Consider the following 19,332-nt stretch of genomic DNA (forward strand, 5'->3'; position numbering starts at 1 on the left):
CGAAACAGCGCAGAAGCGGGGCACCCACCTGTGGCCCACCATCCCCATCACGGACTGGCGTTCGGTTTTCAGGGGATGGTGATCTGTTGGGGCGGTGTGAAGGTCAGCGCGGGGACAGTTGCCGTGACATTAGCGCCCGGTGACATCGTTGGCGCTGCTTCGCAAGCCGTCTTGCTGCCGAAGGTTTCGGGAATCGGACCCACCGGAGTAAGCGAGTGCGTCTTGTTGTCATAGCTTCCCGGCAGCGTAAAAGCCAAGTCGTCGCCCGTCACGATCTGGATCGTGCACGGTTGACCGCCGATCTTTGTGGACATGATCGGCGCGAGACCTCCGATGGTCATTCCCACCGTGCCGTCGGGATTCGCGGTCGTGGCATTCAGGACGACCGTCCCGGAGTTCGTCAGATGAACCGGAACAACGGTGTCGCCGACACTGAGTCTGCAACCCTTGTAGTCGACGACTCCGGATTTGCCGAGCAAGAACCTTTGCTGCCAGGCGCCGGCGCGCAGCGTCATGCGAACCCTCATGGCATCGCAGGTGATTCCGTTGCCACCGGAGTCGTCCATGAAGGTTATGGCACCCGCGGCGATCGTGGTGTGCCCGCCCGGCCTCACGGTGACGGTGCTCGGCTCGGTCGTGGAGCCGCAGACGCTCGGATCGTCGAGGACCCTGCACCAGGGGCCGGACTCGAACTGCACGTAGTTGCCCGGCCCGGAAACGCTTGCCGTCAGGAGGGGGCTGAGATCTTCGGACGTCCCACAACCGGAGAACGCCGGGATGTTCACATGTCCAGTAAAAGTCGAACCCGTTTGGATGGGCGTTCGTCCGGTCCTGTCGTTTCCAGTGAATGAATAGGCGTCGAGCAGAGTCGGCTTCGTCCGGCACCCCTGTCCGACCGAGAGGGGCACGCCGTTGACCGCTACGTCATGAACTCGGATTCCGATGAGTGCGCGGACGTAAGTACCGTCATCAGTGAGCCCTTTGAGACCGGGATTGGGCGCGAGATTCGTCCTGAGGTTCCCGGTGACCGGATACGGCTTTCCGGCGGCATCTTTGCCGGCCGGCGCCACCTGCTCCATGTCGGTTACGGAGGTGGTCGGCATGAATCCGAGGCTGAGCTGAGACGAGCGCGACGGCATCGTCTCGTTGAGAACATACCCCCATTGCTCCCGATAGTTCTGGAAGCTGCCATCCTCACCACTCAGGACGCCGCCCTTGACGGCGCGGCGCAGGAGCGTGAGCGCCGCTACGGGGGCGGCGCCGCCCAGCTTCCGGATATTGCTGAAACCTGCGGCTCGGACGCAGTAGGCGAGGCTGCGCGGCGCGTCGGTAACCGTGAAGACCCCTGGAGGCCTCCCCGGTTCCTTGAAGACCCGGTCGAGAGCCGGATAGCTGTTGAAGCCGTACCGCGGGTCGACACCGGGCGCCGGAATCTCCTTGCATTCAGGCGTGCTGCCGGCCTCCTCCGCGCCGGTTCCAGGTCTCTGACCTCCTGGCATGCTCGGCGTCGTGCTGGGGGCACGCGTCCCGCTGGGAAGGTCGATGGTCGCGAGCGGACGCTTGTCGGTGGGCACGCAGGAGACGGACGACCGACTCCCCGTCGCCTCCTTGTCGATGACCAGGATCAGGCCGGTGGCCCGGAGAGTGATCCGTCCGGCTCCCCCGGCCAGGGCCGGGACGGCCCCCGTGCCGGTGAGCGTGGATCCGGTTCCGGTCAGCGCGAAGGTCGGCCATTGGGCATCGACGGAGGCGCCGTCCGCCTCCGCGCTCACGAGCAACCGGACGGCTCCGGACGTCGGCGTGTTCGGGGTTTCGGTGCCGCTCTTTCCAAGGTCGCCTCCACGCATCGCGTTCAGATCCTCAGCGGACGCCTTGACGCTGACTTTCATCTCTCCGAAAGCGATCGCCCTCGTTCCGCGTCCAGGCGTGCTCACCGCTCCGTCGACTTCGGCCTTCACGGGCCAGGTGCCCGCCTTTCCCGTGCACAGGAAAGACAGTTGCGCTCCGACGTCCGCGAGCGCGGGACTCGTGCCGGCGGCGAGGGCGGCCATCGAGAACGCGGCGGTCAGTCCTGCCAGGGTCGCGGTGCTGGATCTGCTCAACTGCATCGGGAAGGCCTCGTAGTAGGCATCGGTGGGAGGTGGGACTCTTCTCGTCACAGGGACGCGTGAAAACGGCGGTAACCCCTCAGAGAACCCGAGGGGTTACCGCACGGATCATGCAGGCTGCGTGTACGAACGGTGGCCGACGTAGACGTTCAGCCTGATCGCGCTCGCTCCCGCCGGCGCCGGTAGGCCGCCGAGAGTGTTCAGGTACGTGTTGCCGTCACCCGCGCAACCGGTCGCCGCCGGAACGGCGAACGTGTTGTCCACGAGAGTGCCCAGGTGGACGCCTCGTGCCGTGGGCACGAGCTGCCACGGCGTTCCCGTGATCGGCTGGTAGGGCGGTGGCGGCGCCGTCGTCCCGGTGATCAGGTGAGTGACGATCGGGTCGGCGTCCGAACCGACCGTGCAGGTGTCGCCGAGGCCGCCACCCGTGAATCTGATCTTGAAGCCCAGGGTGATCTGGGCGTTCTCGGTGGCGAACGGACCCGTGTACACAGGCTGTGCATAGACCGGCTGGCCGTTCCGCCGGCCGATCTCGAACCTGTCCGCCCGCAAGCCTCCGAAGACGTTCTCGAACCCATTCGGATAGCTCTCGGAAGAGAACGAACCGAAGTCCACCTTCAACGGCTCGTCCGCCGTGATCGTGTGCGTGACGTTTCCGATCGTCACGCTCCCGCCGGTGGCGACCTCCTCAAAGCAGAAGGAGCCGAACGGTTCGGCTTCGGACGGAAGGGGCGGGCAGCCGGCGTAGTCGAAGGCGGGTACCTGATCCGTCGGCGTGGTCTGACGCGCTTCGGCCGGTGCGGCCGCCAGCCCCAGCGAAGCGACGGCCGTCGCGGCGGCGAGGAGCGCTCGGCGCACTGACTTCCTCGAACTCATCGTTCTCCTTACGCGGGGCAGGCGGCGGGACGAGCGTGCCCGACGCGAGGGAGGTCGGCTCGTCGGGCACGCGTCCTTGTTCGTCGGTGCCTAGGGCGTCGGTGCCTAGGGCAGGGCGGTGTACGCCTTCTGCCCGATGTACTCGTTGAAGATCATCTGGTTCTTGCCGGCGGCGGAGGGGATGCCCGCCTGGGCGTTGACGATCGTGTTGACCAGACCGAAGTCCAGGGCGCATCCGTTGGCGCCGGGCACGGCGAACGTGTTGTCGACGTGGGTGGCCTTGCGGATGACGAACGGGGTGCGCTGGACGATCGTGGCGGGCGAGCCGGTGATGGGGGCCGTGCCGGCGGGCGGGGTCGTGGTCCCGGTGGTCAGGTGCAGCGTGATCGGGTTGCCGGTGTCGCCGATCAGGCAGGTGCCTCCGAGGAAGGGGTTGGTCAGGCGGACCCGCATTCCCAGGGTGATGTGGAAGTCGGGGCCGGTGGGCTGGTCGAAGACGCCCGCGTACTCCGGCTTGGCGTAGACCGCGCTGACGATCGGGTCGCCGAAGATGCCCGGCTGGACCAGCATCTTGTCCGCCTGCATCTTCCCGAAGATCGGCGTGTAGGTCTGCGTGTCGGGGTTCAACGCACTCGCGAACGTCATCTTGATCGGCGAAGTGATCGTCTGGTTGAACTTGCCCAGCTGGAACGTCCCGCTGGTGACGATCGCCTCCATACAGATCGACCCCTGCGCCGTGTACGGCGCCGGCAACGCCGGACAATCCGCGAAGTCGAACGTCGGAATCGGATCGTCCGCATGAGCAGCCGTCCCCGACATGAGCCCGGCGGTGGCCGCGAACGCGGCGGCTCCCGCCGCCAGACGGCGCTTGCCCGTTCCGGCGAACGTGAACTTCCTCATGGCCATTCCTTTCGTCCTTGCCAGCCCCACCGATCGGGGCTGGAGCCGATAGAGAAACAGCCCCCGATGTCCTCCACTCATCACGACGTGCGCATCACTCGGCGGCTCTCACATGAACTGCTCGCAGGTGATGCAGCCGTGTCCCCGGATGACTGATCAGCTGAATCACTGGTTCTCCGCTCCCTGGCACGGGAGCGCTGGGACGGGCCGTGCCCGGCGCTGGGGTGGTGGTCGCGCGGGGCACGGCCCGGGTCTGGCGGGCACTACGGCAGGGCGGTGTACGCCTTCTGCCCGATGTACTCGTTGAAGATCATCTGGTTCTTGCCGGCGGCGGACGGGATGCCCGCCTGGGCGTTGACGACCGCGTTCACCAGGCCCAGGCCGAGCGCGCAGCCCTTGGCCCCCGGGACGCTGAAGGTGTTGTCCACGTGGGTGGCCTGCCGGATCACGAACGGCGTGCGCTGGACGATCGTCGCGGCCTTGCCCGTGATCGGGGCGGTCCCGGCGGGCGGCGCCGTGGTGCCCGTGGTCAGGTTCAGCTTGATCGCGTTGCCGGTGTCACCGATCAGGCACGTGCCGCCCAGGAACGGGTTCGTCAGACGAACCCGCAGCCCGAGGGTGATGTGGAAGTCGGGGCCGGTCGGCTGGTCGAACACGCCCGCGTACTCCGGCTTGGCGTAGACCGCCGTCACGATCGGGTCGCCGAAGATGCCCGGCTGGACCAGCATCTTGTCCGCCTGCATCTTCCCGAAGATCGGCGTGTAGGTCTGCGTGTCGGGGTTCAACGCACTCGCGAACGTCATCTTGATCGGCGAAGTGATCGTCTGGTTGAACTTGCCCAGCTGGAACGTCCCGCTGGTGACGATCGCCTCCATACAGATCGACCCCTGCGCCGTGTACGGCGCCGGCAACGCCGGACAATCCGCGAAGTCGAACGTCGGAATCGGATCGTCCGCATGAGCAGCCGTCCCCGACATCAATCCGGCGGTGGCCGCGAACGCGGCCGCCCCCGCCGCGAGCCGCCTTCTCCGCTGAACGAACGATTCTTTCTTCACAGCCGTTCCTTTCACCTCTACCGACCCCACGCCGGGGCCGGAGCCGATAGGGAGCCGTCTCCTCGCGCCGATCGCGTGATCAGGGCGTGGTAATGCGCTGGTGTGGCTTGTACGAGAACGTTCCGGCGAGGCGCCAGGCCGCGCCGGCACTGTAATCGCTGTTCGAGCTGTCACATTGGCTCTTGGTACTGACCGTCAGGGCCGACGTGAGGTCCGTGGTGAGAGTGTCGTGCTTGGCGTCCAGCGCGTAGTCACTCAGGATTCCCGGCATGTCCGAGCCGTCGAATCCCGTCTTGTTGAAGTAGAGCCGGCAGCCGTCGGTACCGGATGCGGTGAGGTACACGCCCGCCAGTCTCATCAGGTACACGTCCGGAGTTGAATTGTCCGCCGGGGCGTCCATGCTCCACGGCAGGGCACTGGCCTTGAGCGTGGTGGGGACGTTGTCCGGGTAACGGACGCACTTGTTGAAACGCGCGCCCGTGATGCTCGCGATCCGGTACATGGAAAGGTAGTGCCCGCGCTTGAAGCTGATCTTCCAGCTCGCGGACTCGCATTGGATCTTGCCCGTGTCCGGGTTGTTCAGGTCGCCCGCCATGACGAACGGCTTCATGGTCGCGACCACCGAGCCGCCCGGATTCACCGTGAAGGTCCTGGGCTCCCGTTCTCCCTCGTCGACACACGAGTGCACCTCCCCCGGAAGCGGATTGCACCAGACCGAGGACTCCAGTCGCAGGGAGTTGTCCGGGCCCGAACTCGTGGCGTCGATGATGGGAGTCAGGTCCTCCCCCGCGCCGCATCCACGGAAACCGGGAATATTGATCTTTCCGGTGTACGTACCGCCGAATTGCAGGCTGGACCTGCCGACCTGGTCGTTTCCGAAATTGTTCTTCAGGTCCAGGGGCAGCGGATCGGTCTGGCAGCGGTCGCCGACGTTGACGTCGACACCGTTCACGGCGATACCGCTGACCTTGAGCTGAACGAAGGACCGGATGTAACCCCAGGTGTCCCAGGGCGAGGGAAGGCTCTCGTCCTTCGGGAAGTCCGAGTAGATGTTCGCGACATCAGAGGTTCCGCCAGGGGGCGCGACCTGGCTGGTCAGGACCGTCGCCCTGGTCGGCATGAAACCGAATCCGAGAGCCGTGCCCGTCGCCGGCGAGGGATCGGTGTGCCCGTAGGTGTACGACCTGCGGAAATTGTTCTGAAGGTCGATCTGCGCGCCCACGTTCAAGCGCAGGCGGGCCTGCGCCCCGACGGGTATGGCCGCACCGAGCTTTCCCAGAGTTCCGAAGCCCGACGCCTTGGCACACTCGGGTGTGCCCGGGCGAAGCACTCTGAGGGGCGTCAGGTTGATCCCGTCCGGCGTGGAGGGGGGAGCGAGCCGGGGATCGCGGTTGATGTCCCCGACCGGCTCTTCCGAGCAGCCGGTGCCGGCGGCACGAGCGGTCGAGGAGTCCGGGCTCGTCGGCGGCCGGGAGGACCGAGGTGACCGCGATGCGGGCGCGCCCACGCCCACCCGGATCTGCCCGAGCGTCGTCCCCGAGGTCGCGGTACATGTCAACGGCGCCGGGCCGCTCGCCGCATTTCCCGCGGCCAGCTTGAGGTACATCGAATCGGCCTTCCAGACGACCGTTCCCGCACCATCGGTGACCAGCCCCGGAACAGCAGCCGAGCCCCGCAGCACGACGGGTCGCCCTCCTCCGGCCGCCGCCCCGCTCGAAGCCAGGGAAAAGGTCGGCCAGGCCGCGTCGACGGTCTGCCCGTGCTCCGACATCGTCGTAGCGAACCTCACGGCCCCGGTCGTCCCGCCGGAAAGGGGATCGTCGGCCCGGGAGCCCGGGCTTCGGGTCAGCGCGGCGCGCAACGTCCCCGGAACCTCGAGCGTCACGCTGACGTCGCCCAGGCGCACCGCCTGGCCGGCTTTCGCCACGGTCGGCATCGTGGCCGAGAACCCCGCGACGACCTTGTACGTGGCGTCCGGAGTCGAGCACAGGTACGTGACCCGCGCTCCCATGTCGGCGGACGCCTCACCCCCGACTCCGAGCACGCCGGCCGAAACGATCACCGTGGTGACCGCGGCGTTGCGGGCCAGCGTGCGGGGGTTTGAGCGCATAGGAATCCTCTTGTTCGGGTTCTGGAGGCCGCTGCGGTCCGACCTCGCCGACTCGTCAGCCGGCTTCTGGTCCGCGGCGCCGTCACCGGGGGCCTTCCGCGGGTCCGGTGAGTCGGGCGGGCCGCCCGCAGCACGAGCTGCGAGCGGCCCTGGGCTCACCCTTGTCGCCGGTCAGGCCGTCAGGGGGAGGTGATGTGCAGCACCGGGCTGATCGTGTAGGAGCCCTGGAGGGCGATCGAGTCGCCCGGGTTGATCAGCGTCGGGTCGCAGTTGGCGTCGACCGTCTTGACGGTCAGGTTGCCGCCGCTGACGGAGAGCGAGCCGCTGTTGTTGTAGGAACCGTTGATGGTGCCCGTGCCGCCGCCGGGCCCGGTCACCGAGGCGTGGCAGCCGTCGCTGCCCACGATGGTCGCGGTCACGCCGGTGAGCGTGCCGGTCGCACCGGTGGAGGTCGGGGTCACGGCGTTGAACGACCAGGGCAGGGTGCCCGGGGTGACCTGGACCGTGATGCCCGCGGGGCCGGAGCACCAGCCGCCGGGGTTGGCCGGGCTGGAGAAGCTCACGGCCGTGAGGCTCGCGATGCCGGTGCCCGACAGGCCCGTGCCGTTCTTGGCGGTGCCGCTCGCCGAGGACTTGGTGCAGCTGATCGCCGCGCCGGTGGTGACGTCCTTGGCGACGAGGGTGGTCGAGTTGGTGCCGGTGATGGAGGTGCCGCCGGTCACCGTCCAGGTGGCGGCGGAGGCCGGAATGGCGGTGAGGCCGAGGGCGGCCACGGCGGCCGCGCCGGCAATCATGCTGTTGCGAGTGAGCTTGCGCATGTCAGTCTTTGTTCCCTTCAGTGGGGTGGTGTGAGTTCTCGTAGGGACACTGACCGCTCGTTCTTATGGGCATCTCCTCTGCGAGCCGAGAATGGACGGGACCTGACCTGCGGAGGCGAATCCCTTCTCCTCCGCCAGGCGGCGGGACCTCCCTGTCCCGTCCGTCTGCCTGCTCAGACCATAAGTGCGGCTCACCGGGAATTCAATAGGTGATTTGGAACTTTTTCGGCTTATCACGAAGTGACAAACGGCCGTTGTACGCGAAATTCCCTTGGACTTAGTTTTCGATCTCGCGGTTTTGTCACCGGGTGATGATCCGTGTGACGTCAGGGGCCGAAGGTGTCGATGGTGCTGATCTTCCAGATCCCGTCCGCCCGGGTCGCCGTCACGGCGAACACGGCCGCGGAGTAGCTCGTCTGGTTCTTGTCGGTGCGGGTGTTGCGCTGGTCGGCGAAGATCAGCAGGCGCGCCTTGTCGCTGGTCAGGGACTTGACCGCCGTGTCTGTGACCGTCGTGGTGAGGATCTGCTTCTGCTGGGGGGCCTGCTGGCGCACGGTCGCGAACATGCTGTCGTACTGGCGCACCGCGTCCCCCGTGAGCAGCTTCTTGGCGGCCTGCTCGGTCTTGGCCGTGTCCGCGTAGTTGTACGAGAACACCGTGTTCAACGCCGTGGTCACCTCGCCCTTCACTTCGCTCGTACGAGCGTTGTCAGTGAGTGCGCCGTTCCGCGCCGCCGCGTTGCCCGTCAGCGCGTCCGCCTTGTTCTCCGCCCACACCGCAGTCGTCCCGAAACCCACCGTGAGGATTCCCAGAAGCGTGACTATTCGCGTACGGGTCGTGCCGGGAATTCTGTTCTTTTTCTTCATCAGTTACCAGACGACGTGGGGGCCTGACCGAGTGCGGACAGTTTCCACCCTGCGGACGTTCTCGTGAGCTGACCGGAGAGGCGGCGAATACTCGCCGACGATTTCCCGTCGGGCGTGGCGACGGTTACCCGGACCGCCACCATGACGCCCGCCTTGCCGGCGTCGGAGTCGAGCTCGGTGATCCCCGATTCGAGGATCTTGGCCGTGGAGACGGTCTTCGCCTTCGTGACGGACGTGGCGAGCTGCTGGCGCCCCTGCACGATCTGGTCGTACAGCTCCGCGGTCGTCGAGTCCTGCCAGAGCGACAGCCCCTGGTCGATGCGGCTGTAGTCGAGCGTGTTGAGGTTGACCACCTCTTGCTCGGCCGTCCGCAGGACCTGATCGCGTAGATGTGCCTGGCTGATGCTCTTGTCGCCGGACGCCGAGTGGTAGCTCCAGCCGAACCAGGCCGCCGCCACAGCCGAGGCCGCAGTGACCGCCAGAGCCACGAGGATCAGCGGATCGCGATGCCAGCTCCGCTTCGCCTTCGGCTCCTCGGACGGAGTTTCTTCATCCTCCGCCTTGGCTTCGGGCTCCTCGGCTTCCTCCGACTCCTGTTCGGCCTCCGCCTCGTCCTCTGGCTTCGGGGAGGGACGCTTGGTCACGTCCCTCGTCCTCACCTTGGACTTCGGCTTCGCTTCCTCCTCGGCCTGTGGCGTCGTCTCTTCCTCGACGTCTTCCTTGGTGTCCACCTGAATTCCACCCCTTCCTTCAGGCGGCCCGCAGTTCAGTGATGCGCCACGTCCCACCGGACCGGTGAGCCGTGACGACGAGTTGCGCGGCGACGGGAGCGCCCGTGGGCTTCCCTGCGCGCGTCGACTGCTGATCGAGGAACACCACGACCACAGCCGTCCCATCGCGGTCGAGGCGAACGACCCCGGCGCGAGAGACCTTGGTGGTGAGCGCCAGTTGCTGGCGCGGAGCCTCCTGGCGCACCTGGCCGAAGAGGGACTGGTACTGGGACGCCGCCTTGCCGGTGAGCAGAGCGGACGCCGCTCGGGACGTCGAATCCGGGTCCGTGTACGAGTACGTGAAGACGCGCTCCACCGCCTGGGTGACGTGTGAGAGCGCGTCCGACGTCGCGGCCTTGTCCAGCAGGACACGGTTGGCGGCCGGGCCGCCCGACGCCCTGTCGGACGCCCAGGTGTTGAGCGCGAACGCTCCCGCGGCGACGATCACCGCAACCAGATACGGCCACCAGCGCTTCAGGAAGGCCCGGGACCGCTTGTCCGGCGCGCGCTTCTTCTTGGGCCGCGCCCTGATCTCGACTTCGACGCTCACAGGTGCCCTCCCGGGGAGACCGGGGTCAGGGACTCGACCTTCCACAGGCCGTCCGAGATCCGCTTCATGCCGACCTCGAACCGCTTCCGCTGTTCAGACGACGGCGCGCCGTCCGAGTCCGCGCCAAGGAACACCCGGACGGACGCGAGCACCGTCGCCTTCCCCGCGTTCTTGTCGAACGAGGTGACCGCGGCCGCGGTCACCTCACCGCGAGTCGGCACCTGCTGCTTCGCGAACCGCGCCTGCGCGGCGGGCAGGTCGCGTTGCAGCGCCTCTCGGAGCGTCCCGGTCGAGATGTCGAGCCAGTGCTCCATGTCGAGCTGCGCCCGGGACGGGTCGACGCTGTTCAGCATCACCATGTCCCGGACGGCCGTGTCCCTCATGTCGTCCCGCTGCGCGGCGTACGTCCGGTCCTCGTTCCAGACCGTCCCGGCCCACCGCCACCCCGCGAACCCGAGGAACGCGAGGGAGGCGGCGACCAGGACCAGCCCGACGATCCGGGTCATCGGCCGATCCCCAGCAGCTCCTGAAGGGACGTTCCGCTCTCGCGGCCGAGAGCCGGAAGCCCCACGGAGGAGAAGAACGGCTGCGCCGCCGTCAGGTTGGCGCTGTCCACGCCGGGGATGGCCGCAGGCGGCACGCCATAGTGCGGCGCGTTCTGGGCGCCGCGGACGTTGATCCCGCTCCCGGCGGGCTCGGAGCACTGCGCGTTGCCGTTGAACTTGACCGGCTTGAGGTCGGTCGTTCCGTTCCGGTACTGCGTACCGCCGTAGCCGCGCGTACACGGCTGCGGGTTGAAGAACGTGTTGATGAGGCCGAGGCGAAGCTTGCCGTCCTGGACGATGGACGGCCCGATCGCCGAGACCTTCGGCAGGTTCGCGAGTGTCGTCTCCAGGCCGGGCAGGCGCGCATCGGTCAGGCGCGACGTCGTGAGGAGGTTCGCCAGCAGGATCGGCAGACCGGGCTGGAGCTCCTTGAGCAGGCGGGACGTCTCGCGCATCGCGGGCGGGCCCTTGACGAAGATCGTCCGTAGGTCCACATCCGACGCGCGGAGCTGCTGCGCGAGCAGGTGCGAACTCGAAGCGAAGTCCTTGAACGCCTGGGCCTCGTCGTTCTGCGTCTTCAGGACGACGTTGCCGTTCTTGATCAGCGAGTCCGTCTGCGGGAACGCGGCGTCCGAGGCGGCGACGAACTCGCCGCTGGTGTCGAGCAGCTTCTGGAGGTGCGGGCCCTGGCCGGCGAACGCCTGGCCCAGCTCGTCCACCACGACCCTCAGATCGTTGAGCGGCAGCGACCCGGTCAGGTCGTTCATGCTCTTCAGCGTCTCCGCGACCGGAACGGGCGTCGCCGTCGCGCTGCGCGGGATCACCGCGCCCTGCGCGAGGTACGGCCCGCCGTCCCGCTCCGGCTCCAGCTCGACGTACTGCTCACCCACGGCCGACCGGTTCGCCACGATGGCCTTGAGGTCGCGCGGGATGTTCGGGGCGCTGTCGTCGATGTGCAGCTCGGCCATCACGCCGTCCGGCGTGAGCTTCAGGTCGCCGACCTTCCCGACCGAGATCCCCCGGTAGGAGACGGCCGACCCCTTGAAGAGGCCGCCGGTGGTGCCCATGTCCATCTTGACGACGTAGTAGCCGCGCAGCCCGACGTACTTCCCCAGGTCCGCGTACGTGAGCGCGATGTACGAGATCACGAACAGCGCGAGCAGGGTGAAGACGATGGCTTTCAGGCGAGCGCCGACGGTCAGCATGTCAGTTGCCTCCCAGAGTCGGCAGCGGCAGCGCCGGACGGTTCGGATCCGTCCCACCACCGGAACCGCCGCTTCCGCCGGCCGGAGTGGTCGGGCCCACCTGCTGCTGTGGAGCGGTCGTGGGCGAGGTGGTCGGAGACGGCGACGGTGACGGCGACGAGGCGTTCGCCGGGCACGGAGTCGGCAGCGGGCCGGCGGGCGGACTGTTCTGGGCCAGCGCGCGGAGCCTCGGCGCGTTCTTCTTCTGGTCCGTCTCCTGGACGGGCGGGATGACGCAGTCGTTGCCCGGCGCCGCGATGACGGTCAGGTAGCCGTTGAGGTAGTCGCCCTTCACGGCCTTCATCGCCTCGTCCGTGAACGGGTACGTGAAGAGGATCTGGAGCGACTTCGGCAGGTCGCGGCCCGAGTCGGACAGCTTCCGCAGCACCACGTCCAGCGAGTTGAGATCCGCCACCGTGTTGTCGCGGCTCTTGTTCAGCACGCCGGTCGCGACCTTCGAAAGGTCGTCCAGCTTCTGGAGCATCTGGACGAGCTGCCCGCGCTGGTCCGAGAGCACCTTCAACCCGGGCGACAGGTCGGTCAGCACCGTGTCCACCTGGCCGCGACGAGCGGCGACGGTCGAGGACAGCCGGTTCAGGCCGTCCAGCGCGTCCACGATCGACTGGCGGTTCGTGTTCAGGGTCGAGGTGAGCTTGTTGAGCTGCTCAAGCGACGAACGGACCTGCGGTTCGCGCCCGTTCAGCGTCCGGTTGAGCTCCCGCGTGATCGTCCGGATCTGCGGCAGCCCACCTCCGGACAGCAGCATCGACAGCGCGCCGAAGACTTCCTCGGTGTCAGCGTTACGGGTCGTCCGCGAAAGCGGGATCGTCGCCCCGTTCACAAGCCGCGCAGGAGAAGCATCAGTCGCGGGAGCCGCGATCTTGATGTACTTCTCCCCCAGCAAGCTGGACTGCTCCAGGTTCGCCGTGGCGTTCGCGGGCAGCTTCACGTCCCCGTTGATGAGGACGGTCGCGTCCGCGTACCAGGCGTTCTCCGGCAGCGAGATCTTCTTGACCCGCCCCACCGGGACGTCGTTCACGCGAACCGCGGCCTGCGGCACGAGGTTCAGCGCGTTCTGCAACTGGACGTGCACCGTGTACGGGTGCGACCCCAGCGAGGCGCCGCCCGGCAGCGGGAGTTGCTCCACAGAGACCTGCGAGCACCCGGCCGCCAGCACGGCGGACGCCGCCGCCGCACACACACCGGCGAGACGGAAACGTCGCATCACCGACCTCCCCCTGCGTAGACCTGACCGGCGGGCGGGAACGGCAGCGCGGGGACGTTGCCCGACCCGGACGGCGCGACGGCCGTGAGGCCGTTCGTCTGGAGCCGGCTGCACTGGAGTTTCAGCGCGGGCGTCTGGGCGGACGCCGCCGCGCACACCGGACGCGTGTCGGCGCCGGTTCCGTCCAGTCCCTTCTGCGAGAGGTTGCCGAACGCCTTGGTGATCTCCAGCAGGTTGCCGCGGGACATCAGCGTCCGGGTGTCCGGGTCGTAGGCGTTCAGCGCGTTCTGCGTCAGCACCGGCGCGTTGTCCAGGACCTCGGCCAAGGAGGCGCGCTGGTCGACGAGCACCTGCGTGATGTCGGCGAGCTTGTCCACGTTCTTCTTCAGGGCGTCCCGGTTGTCGGTGATGAAGCCCTTGACCTCGGCCAACGCCTGAGCCAGCCCGCGCAGCGCATCGGCCAGGTCCTGGCGGTCGTCCGCCAGGAACCCGCTCACATCGGCCAACTGCTGCTCCGCCAGCCGGATCTGCGAGTCGTTGCCCCGCAGCATCGCCGTGAAGCGGTTGAGGTTGCTGATCGTCGCGTACAGGTCGCCGGACGAGTGGTTCAGCGTCTGCGAGAGCTGCCCGAGGTTGGCGATGGTCGTGTTGAACATCCGCCCGTTGCCGTCGAGGTTCGCCGCGCCCGTGTGGATGACCGACGACAGCGCGCCGCGCGCGTTCACCCCGTTGGGCCCGAGGTCGGTGCTGAACCGCCGGATGCTGTCGTACAGCGCGTCCAGCTCCAGAGGCGTGGCCGTCCGGCTGACGTCGATGGTCGAGTTGTCGGTCATCCGCGGCCCGCCGCTGTAGGCCGGGGCGAGCTGGACGTACCGGTCCGACACCAGGTTCGGGGCGATGACGATGGCCCGCGCGTCCGAGGGAACGGGAACGTCCTTGTTCACGCGCATCGTCACCGCGACCTGCGTGCCGTGCGGCTTGACCGACTGGATGCTGCCGACCTTCACGCCCAGCACCCGGACGTCGGAACCCGGGTAGACGCCGATCGCCGTCGCGAAGTCGGCGTGCAGGACGCGCGTCGGCTTGCCGCCCAGCACCACGTACAGCGCCACCGCGATCAGCAGGACGAACACCGCGACGATGATCTCCATGACGCGGATCCGGTGGTCCCGGAGTGCGCTCATCAGCGGCCTCCCGTCAGGTGCGGGGGCTCGCAGCCGACCGCCGGGGGCTGCCAGCGGCCGTTGACCAGGTACTCCTTGGGGACGGTCCCGCAGAGGTAGCCGTCGATCCAGCGGCCGTTGCCGGTGGCGTTGACGACCATGCGGGTGTAGGGGGCCGCGACGCGGATGGCCCGGTCGAGGTTGGACTGGTTGCGTTGCAGCATGTCGGTGACCTGGTCCAGGTGGCGCAGCATCGGGGTGATCGGGCCGCGCAGCCGCTCGACGAGCTTGATCAGCGCGTCCGCGAGGGCCTCGGTGCCGGTCAGCAGGCGGTGGATCGCCTCGCGCCGGTTGCGGAGCTCGGCGAGCAGCAGGTTGCCGTCCTTGAAGAGGGTCTCGAACTGGGCGTTCTGCGCGGCGAGGGTGCCGGAGAGCTGCTTGGTCCCGGCGAGCAGCCGGGCCAGGTCGGCGTCCCGGCTCGCGATCGTCTTCGACAGCGCGGACAGGCCGGTGAGGGCGGAGCGGACCTCGGACGGCGTGTTCTCGAACGTCTGGGAGATCGTGGTGAGGCTCTGGGCGAGCTTGGTGGTGTCGACCTGCTGGAAGGTGCGGCCGAGGTCCTCGAACGCGGTCGTCACGTCGTAGGGCGAGACCGTCCGGCTCAGCGGGATCGGATCGCGGGGGTTCTGGGTGCGTCCGCCGAGCGGGTCGAGCGCGAGGTACTTCGAGCCGAGCAGCGTCTTGATCATGATCGTGGCGGTGCTGGCGTCGCCGACCCAGGTGTGCTTGACCCGGAAGGTGACCTTCACCTTGTTCCCGGCGAGCGAGACGCCGGTGACCTTGCCGACCTTGACGCCGGCGACGCGGACCTCCTGGCCGTCCTTGAGGCCGGCGGCCTCGGAGAAGTACGCCTTGTAGGTCGTGCCGCCGCCGACGACCGGGAGGTCGTCCACGCGGTAGGCGAGCACGCCCGCGACCAGGATCAGGACGAGTCCGATGACCGCGATCGGGACGGGATTGCGCTCGCGGAGCGGCTTGACGTGCGGGAACAGCCTCATCCGCGGCACCTCGCGTCCTTCAGCGGGACACCGGTGGGCGGCGGGCGGTGGTCGATGTCGGAACCGGCATAGTGGACGCCGATCAACTGGACCTCGCACTGGTAGAAGTTCATCCACGAGCCGTAGGAGCCGAGCCGCCCGATGGTGTCGGCCTTCTCCGGGAAGCGCCGCAGGAAGTTCTCCACGAGCGGCTGGTCGCGGTTCAGGTTGGTGGCGAGCCGGTCGAGCTGGACGATGCCGTCGCGCAGCGGCTCGCGGCCGTCGGCCAGGAACCCGGACGTCGCGTCGGCGAGGTCGCTGATGCCTTCGAGCGATTCGCCGATGGCCTTGCGGTCGGCGGCGAGGCCGGAGGTGAACTCGCGGAGGGTCGTGACGAGGCTGACGAGCTGCTTGTCGCGGTTGTTGACGGTCTCCACGACCGTGGTGAGGTTGTGGATGACGTCGCCGATGACCTGGTCGCGGTCGGCGAGCGTGTTGGTGAGCTGCCCGACCGTGCGGAGCAGGCTCGTGACCGTCCCGCCCTCGCCCTGGAGCACCTGGACGATCGACTCCGACAGCTTGTTCACATCACCCGGCGACAGCGCCTGCATCAGCGGTTGGAAGCCCTGGAAGAGCTGCGTCAGGTTCAGCGGGCCGGTGGTGCGGTCGACCGGGATCACGCCGCCGCGCGGCAGGTACTGGCCGGGCGCGCCCGCGCCCTGGTCGAGGGCGATGTAGCGTCCGCCGACCAGGTTCAGGTACTTCACGGACGCGGTGACCCCGGACGGCAGGCGCCGGTTCCGGTCCACCGAGAACTTCACGAGCGCGAGCCGGTGGTCGGTGACGCTGATCTTCTGGACCTGGCCGACCCGGACGCCCGCGATCCGCACGCCGTGGCCCGGGTGCAGGCCCGCGACGTCGTTGAACTTGGCGTAGTAGGACACCCGGTCGCCGGACGTGGTGTCGGTGATGCTGGCCGCGAGCAGCGCGGTCGAGGCGACCGTGACCGCGATGAAGATGATCGAGGAGATCAGCGGGACGCCGAGGCCCTTGAGGCCCTGGCCGGTGAGCTTCACTTCACCGTCACCTCCGTCCCGCGGTAGATGGGTCCGACCAGGACCGACGACCAGTCGGGAAGCCGGTCGGGCACCTCGTCCATGGACGGCGCGACGAACTCGTTCACCAGGTCGTTCTCCGAGGCCGAGTTGGCGGGGCCGAGTCCGGAGCCGGGGACCGCGCCCGCGGTGGGCGCGCCGACCCGCACGGCCTTCGGGGACTTGCCGCCGCCGGGGTAGTAGGGGGCGCTGTAGCAGCGCGGCCCGCCGCCGGGGCCGTAGTGGACGGCGTCCTTGCCGGGCACGTACCGGCCCTTGTTCTGCACCGACACGACGAGGGCGTGGACGCCGTGCTTGCCGGTGCCCTTGCCCATGACCCGGTCCATCTGCGGGATGAAGTCGGCGAGGGCGCGGAAGGTGCAGGGCGCGGCGGGCGCGTAGCGGCGGAGCAGGTCGAGGCTGCCGCGGCTCTCGGTGGAGAGGGCGATCATGTTGCCGCCGTTGCGGCGGAAGAAGTCCGCCAGGTCGTCGGCCGCCTGCCCGGTGGTGTCGAACAGCTCCGACAGGTTCTGCCGCTGGTCGACGATCGTCCGGCTGGTGCTGGCGAAGTCGGTGAGCGCGTTGAGCAGGTCGGGCGACGCGTCCGCCCAGTTCTGGGAGAACGTGGCGAGCTGCCGGAAGTTCTCGCTGAGCGCGGGGACGTCCGGGTTGAGCTTCTTGAGGTAGGAGTCGAGCTGGACGAAGTTGCGGCCGAGCTGGTCGCCGCGTCCTTCGAGGGCGGTCGACATCGCGTTCAGCGTCGCCGACAGCTTCGCGGGCTGGAGCGTGTTCAGCAGCGCCATCGTGTTGTTGAGGACCTGCGACAGCTCGACGGCGTTCTTGCTGTGGTCCTCGTTGATCTCGCTGCCGTCGTGGACGGGCGAGGCGGTCGAACCCTGCGGCGGGACGAGCGCGACGTACCGGGCGCCGAACACCGTCGTCGGGAGGAGCTGCGCCTGGACGTCGCTCGGGACGAACTTCGCCTTGTCCGGGTCGAGGGCGAGCTTCAGCACCGCGCCGTCGCCGTCCGAGCGGATCGTGCGGACCTCTCCGACCACGACGCCGCGGACCTTGACGTCCGCCTGCTCGTGCATCTCGTGCCCGGCGGTGGAGGTGTGCAGGGTCACCATCGTGACCTTGGTGAACCTCTTGTCGTAGATCGCGATGGACAGCCAGATCAGCAGCGCGGGCACCAGCAGGAACGCGATGCCGAGGACGCGCTTCTCCAGCGTCTGAAGGGTCGTCGAACGCGCCATCGCTACCCCGTCACCTTCACGGTCGTCGTCGCGCCCCAGATGGCGAGGCTGACGAAGAAGTCGGTCACGCTGATCAGCACGATCGCGGTCCGGACGGCGCGTCCGACCGCGACACCCACTCCGGCGGGGCCGCCGACGGCGCGGTAGCCGTAGTAGCAGTGCGCCAGGATCACCATGACGCTGAAGATCAGCACCTTGACGAACGACAGGACCACGTCTTCCGGCGCTAGGAACAGGTTGAAGTAGTGGTCGTAGGTGCCGGTCGACTGGCCGTTGATGAGGACGGTGACCTCGCGCGACGCGAGGTACGAACTCAGCAGGCCGATGCCGTACAGCGGGATGATCGCGACCGTCCCGGCGACGATCCGGGACGTCACCAGGTACGGGAGGCTCGTGATGCCCATGCCTTCGAGGGCGTCGATCTCCTCGTTGATGCGCATCGCGCCGAGCTGGGCGGTGAAGCCCGCGCCCACCGTGGCTGAGAGGGCTAGACCCGAGACCAGCGGCGCGATCTCGCGGGTGTTGAAGTAGGCGGAGACGAAGCCGGTGAACGCGGCTGAACCGATCTGGTCCAGGGCGGCGTAGCCCTCCAGGCCGACGACGACGCCCGTGAAGACCGTCATGCCGAGCATGACGCCGACCGTGCCGCCGATGACCGCGAGCGCGCCCGAGCCGAAAGCGACCTCGCCCAGCAGGCGGACGATCTCCTTCGGGTAGCGGCGGAGCGCGCGCGGCGTCCACAGCAGGGCGCGGATGTAGAAGCCGAGCTGGTCGCCCGGCTGGTCCAGCCAGGTGTGCGGCCGGATGGTACGGACGCTCGCCATCAGGCCCCCTTCGGCGGGACGATCTCGAGGTACAGCGCCGTCATCACGAGGTTCACGAAGAACAGCAGGAGGAACGTGACGACCACCGACTGGTTCACCGCGTCCCCCACCCCCTTCGGCCCCGGGCGCGGGTTCAGGCCCCGGTAGGACGCCACGACCCCGGCGATGAAGCCGAAGATCAGCGCCTTCAGCTCGCTCACGTACAGGTCGGGAAGCTGGGCCAGGGCCGAGAAGCTCGCCAGGTACGCGCCGGGCGTGCCGTCCTGGAGCTCGACGTTGAAGAAGTAGCCGCCCGCGACGCCGACCACCGAGACCAGGCCGTTCAGCAGGACGGCGACGGCCGTGCAGGCGAGGACGCGCGGGACGACCAGGCGCTGGATGGGCGAGACGCCCATGACCTCCATGGCGTCCATCTCCTCGCGGATCGTCCGGGAGCCGAGGTCGGCGCAGATCGCCGAGCCGGCCGCGCCGGAGATCAGCAGCGCCACGATCAGCGGGCTGGCCTGCTGGACGACCGCGAGCACCGACGCGCCGCCGGTGAGCGACTGGGCGCCGAGCTGCTTGGCGAGCGACCCGACCTGGAGCGAGATGACCGCGCCGAACGGGATGGAGACGAGCATCGTCGGCAGGATCGCGACCGACGCGATGAACCAGAACTGCTGGATGAGCTCCCGGATCTGGAACGGTCTCCGGAAGGTCATGGCGAGCACGGTGCCCGCCAGGGCGAACAGCCGTCCGGTCTGGCGCAGGGCCGCCGCTCCCGGTACGGATGCTTGGGGTGTGGTCACGGGTTCTCCCCGGGTGACTCGAACTCGGGCGGCAGCGGCGGCGGTGCCGGGGCGGTGGCGTGCGCGGCCCGCGGGGGCGCGGGCCGCCCCGGCGGGCGCCGCG

The 19,332-nt window shown here is 68.3% G+C and carries 18 protein-coding genes; all 18 read right to left on the reverse strand.

Annotated elements, in window-relative coordinates:
• Window positions 1-68: 68 nt before the first annotated feature.
• Window positions 69-2,108: a hypothetical protein gene (locus ACFPCY_RS30145; RefSeq protein WP_378260659.1), complete on the reverse strand. Its 2,040-nt coding sequence runs from the start codon at window positions 2,106-2,108 to the stop codon at window positions 69-71.
• A 108-nt stretch (window positions 2,109-2,216) separates the two neighbouring features.
• Window positions 2,217-2,984: a hypothetical protein gene (locus ACFPCY_RS30150; protein WP_378260661.1), complete on the reverse strand. Its 768-nt coding sequence runs from the start codon at window positions 2,982-2,984 to the stop codon at window positions 2,217-2,219.
• Between the two features lie 105 nt (window positions 2,985-3,089).
• Window positions 3,090-3,884, reverse strand: coding sequence for a hypothetical protein (locus tag ACFPCY_RS30155; protein ID WP_378260663.1), 795 nt, complete (start codon window positions 3,882-3,884; stop codon window positions 3,090-3,092).
• Window positions 3,885-4,147: 263 nt separating this feature from the next.
• Window positions 4,148-4,939, reverse strand: a complete 792-nt coding sequence (locus ACFPCY_RS30160) for a hypothetical protein (protein ID WP_378260665.1) — start codon at window positions 4,937-4,939, stop codon at window positions 4,148-4,150.
• 79 nt (window positions 4,940-5,018) lie between these two features.
• Window positions 5,019-7,049: a DUF6801 domain-containing protein gene (locus ACFPCY_RS30165; protein WP_378260667.1), complete on the reverse strand. Its 2,031-nt coding sequence runs from the start codon at window positions 7,047-7,049 to the stop codon at window positions 5,019-5,021.
• Between the two features lie 179 nt (window positions 7,050-7,228).
• Window positions 7,229-7,867, reverse strand: a complete 639-nt coding sequence (locus tag ACFPCY_RS30170; protein WP_378260669.1) for a hypothetical protein — start codon at window positions 7,865-7,867, stop codon at window positions 7,229-7,231.
• Between the two features lie 326 nt (window positions 7,868-8,193).
• Complete coding sequence (locus ACFPCY_RS30175) at window positions 8,194-8,664, reverse strand: hypothetical protein (protein ID WP_378260671.1); 471 nt, start codon at window positions 8,662-8,664, stop codon at window positions 8,194-8,196.
• Between the two features lie 68 nt (window positions 8,665-8,732).
• A complete protein-coding gene (locus ACFPCY_RS30180) occupies window positions 8,733-9,464 on the reverse strand; it encodes a hypothetical protein (protein WP_378260673.1) in 732 nt (243 codons plus the stop codon).
• 19 nt (window positions 9,465-9,483) lie between these two features.
• On the reverse strand, window positions 9,484-10,053 hold the full coding sequence (locus tag ACFPCY_RS30185; protein WP_378260675.1) for a hypothetical protein: 570 nt from the start codon (window positions 10,051-10,053) through the stop codon (window positions 9,484-9,486).
• Window positions 10,050-10,559, reverse strand: a complete 510-nt coding sequence (locus ACFPCY_RS30190; protein WP_378260677.1) for a hypothetical protein — start codon at window positions 10,557-10,559, stop codon at window positions 10,050-10,052. Before ACFPCY_RS30190 ends, ACFPCY_RS30185 begins: the two co-directional genes overlap by 4 nt.
• The gene (locus ACFPCY_RS30195; RefSeq protein ID WP_378260679.1) at window positions 10,556-11,803 is read right to left on the reverse strand and encodes an MlaD family protein; all 1,248 of its coding nucleotides are present in this window, start codon (window positions 11,801-11,803) and stop codon (window positions 10,556-10,558) included. Before ACFPCY_RS30195 ends, ACFPCY_RS30190 begins: the two co-directional genes overlap by 4 nt.
• 1 nt (window position 11,804) lies before the next feature.
• Complete coding sequence (locus ACFPCY_RS30200; RefSeq protein ID WP_378260681.1) at window positions 11,805-13,067, reverse strand: MCE family protein; 1,263 nt, start codon at window positions 13,065-13,067, stop codon at window positions 11,805-11,807.
• Window positions 13,067-14,251: an MCE family protein gene (locus ACFPCY_RS30205; protein WP_378260683.1), complete on the reverse strand. Its 1,185-nt coding sequence runs from the start codon at window positions 14,249-14,251 to the stop codon at window positions 13,067-13,069. Before ACFPCY_RS30205 ends, ACFPCY_RS30200 begins: the two co-directional genes overlap by 1 nt.
• Window positions 14,251-15,288: an MCE family protein gene (locus tag ACFPCY_RS30210; protein ID WP_378260685.1), complete on the reverse strand. Its 1,038-nt coding sequence runs from the start codon at window positions 15,286-15,288 to the stop codon at window positions 14,251-14,253. Before ACFPCY_RS30210 ends, ACFPCY_RS30205 begins: the two co-directional genes overlap by 1 nt.
• Window positions 15,285-16,343, reverse strand: a complete 1,059-nt coding sequence (locus ACFPCY_RS30215; protein WP_378260687.1) for an MCE family protein — start codon at window positions 16,341-16,343, stop codon at window positions 15,285-15,287. The genes ACFPCY_RS30210 and ACFPCY_RS30215 overlap by 4 nt, the downstream gene beginning before the upstream one ends.
• Window positions 16,340-17,617, reverse strand: a complete 1,278-nt coding sequence (locus ACFPCY_RS30220) for an MCE family protein (RefSeq protein ID WP_378260689.1) — start codon at window positions 17,615-17,617, stop codon at window positions 16,340-16,342. Before ACFPCY_RS30220 ends, ACFPCY_RS30215 begins: the two co-directional genes overlap by 4 nt.
• A gap of 2 nt (window positions 17,618-17,619) precedes the next feature.
• Window positions 17,620-18,441: an MlaE family ABC transporter permease gene (locus ACFPCY_RS30225; RefSeq protein WP_378260691.1), complete on the reverse strand. Its 822-nt coding sequence runs from the start codon at window positions 18,439-18,441 to the stop codon at window positions 17,620-17,622.
• Entirely contained in the window at window positions 18,441-19,229 is a 789-nt protein-coding gene (locus ACFPCY_RS30230) for an MlaE family ABC transporter permease (protein WP_465251241.1), read from the reverse strand. The genes ACFPCY_RS30225 and ACFPCY_RS30230 overlap by 1 nt, the downstream gene beginning before the upstream one ends.
• Between the last annotated feature and the right edge of the window lie 103 nt (window positions 19,230-19,332).

Origin of the sequence: Actinomadura gamaensis (genome assembly GCF_042652125.1) — a bacterium.
GTDB classification, from domain to species: domain Bacteria; phylum Actinomycetota; class Actinomycetes; order Streptosporangiales; family Streptosporangiaceae; genus Spirillospora; species Spirillospora gamaensis.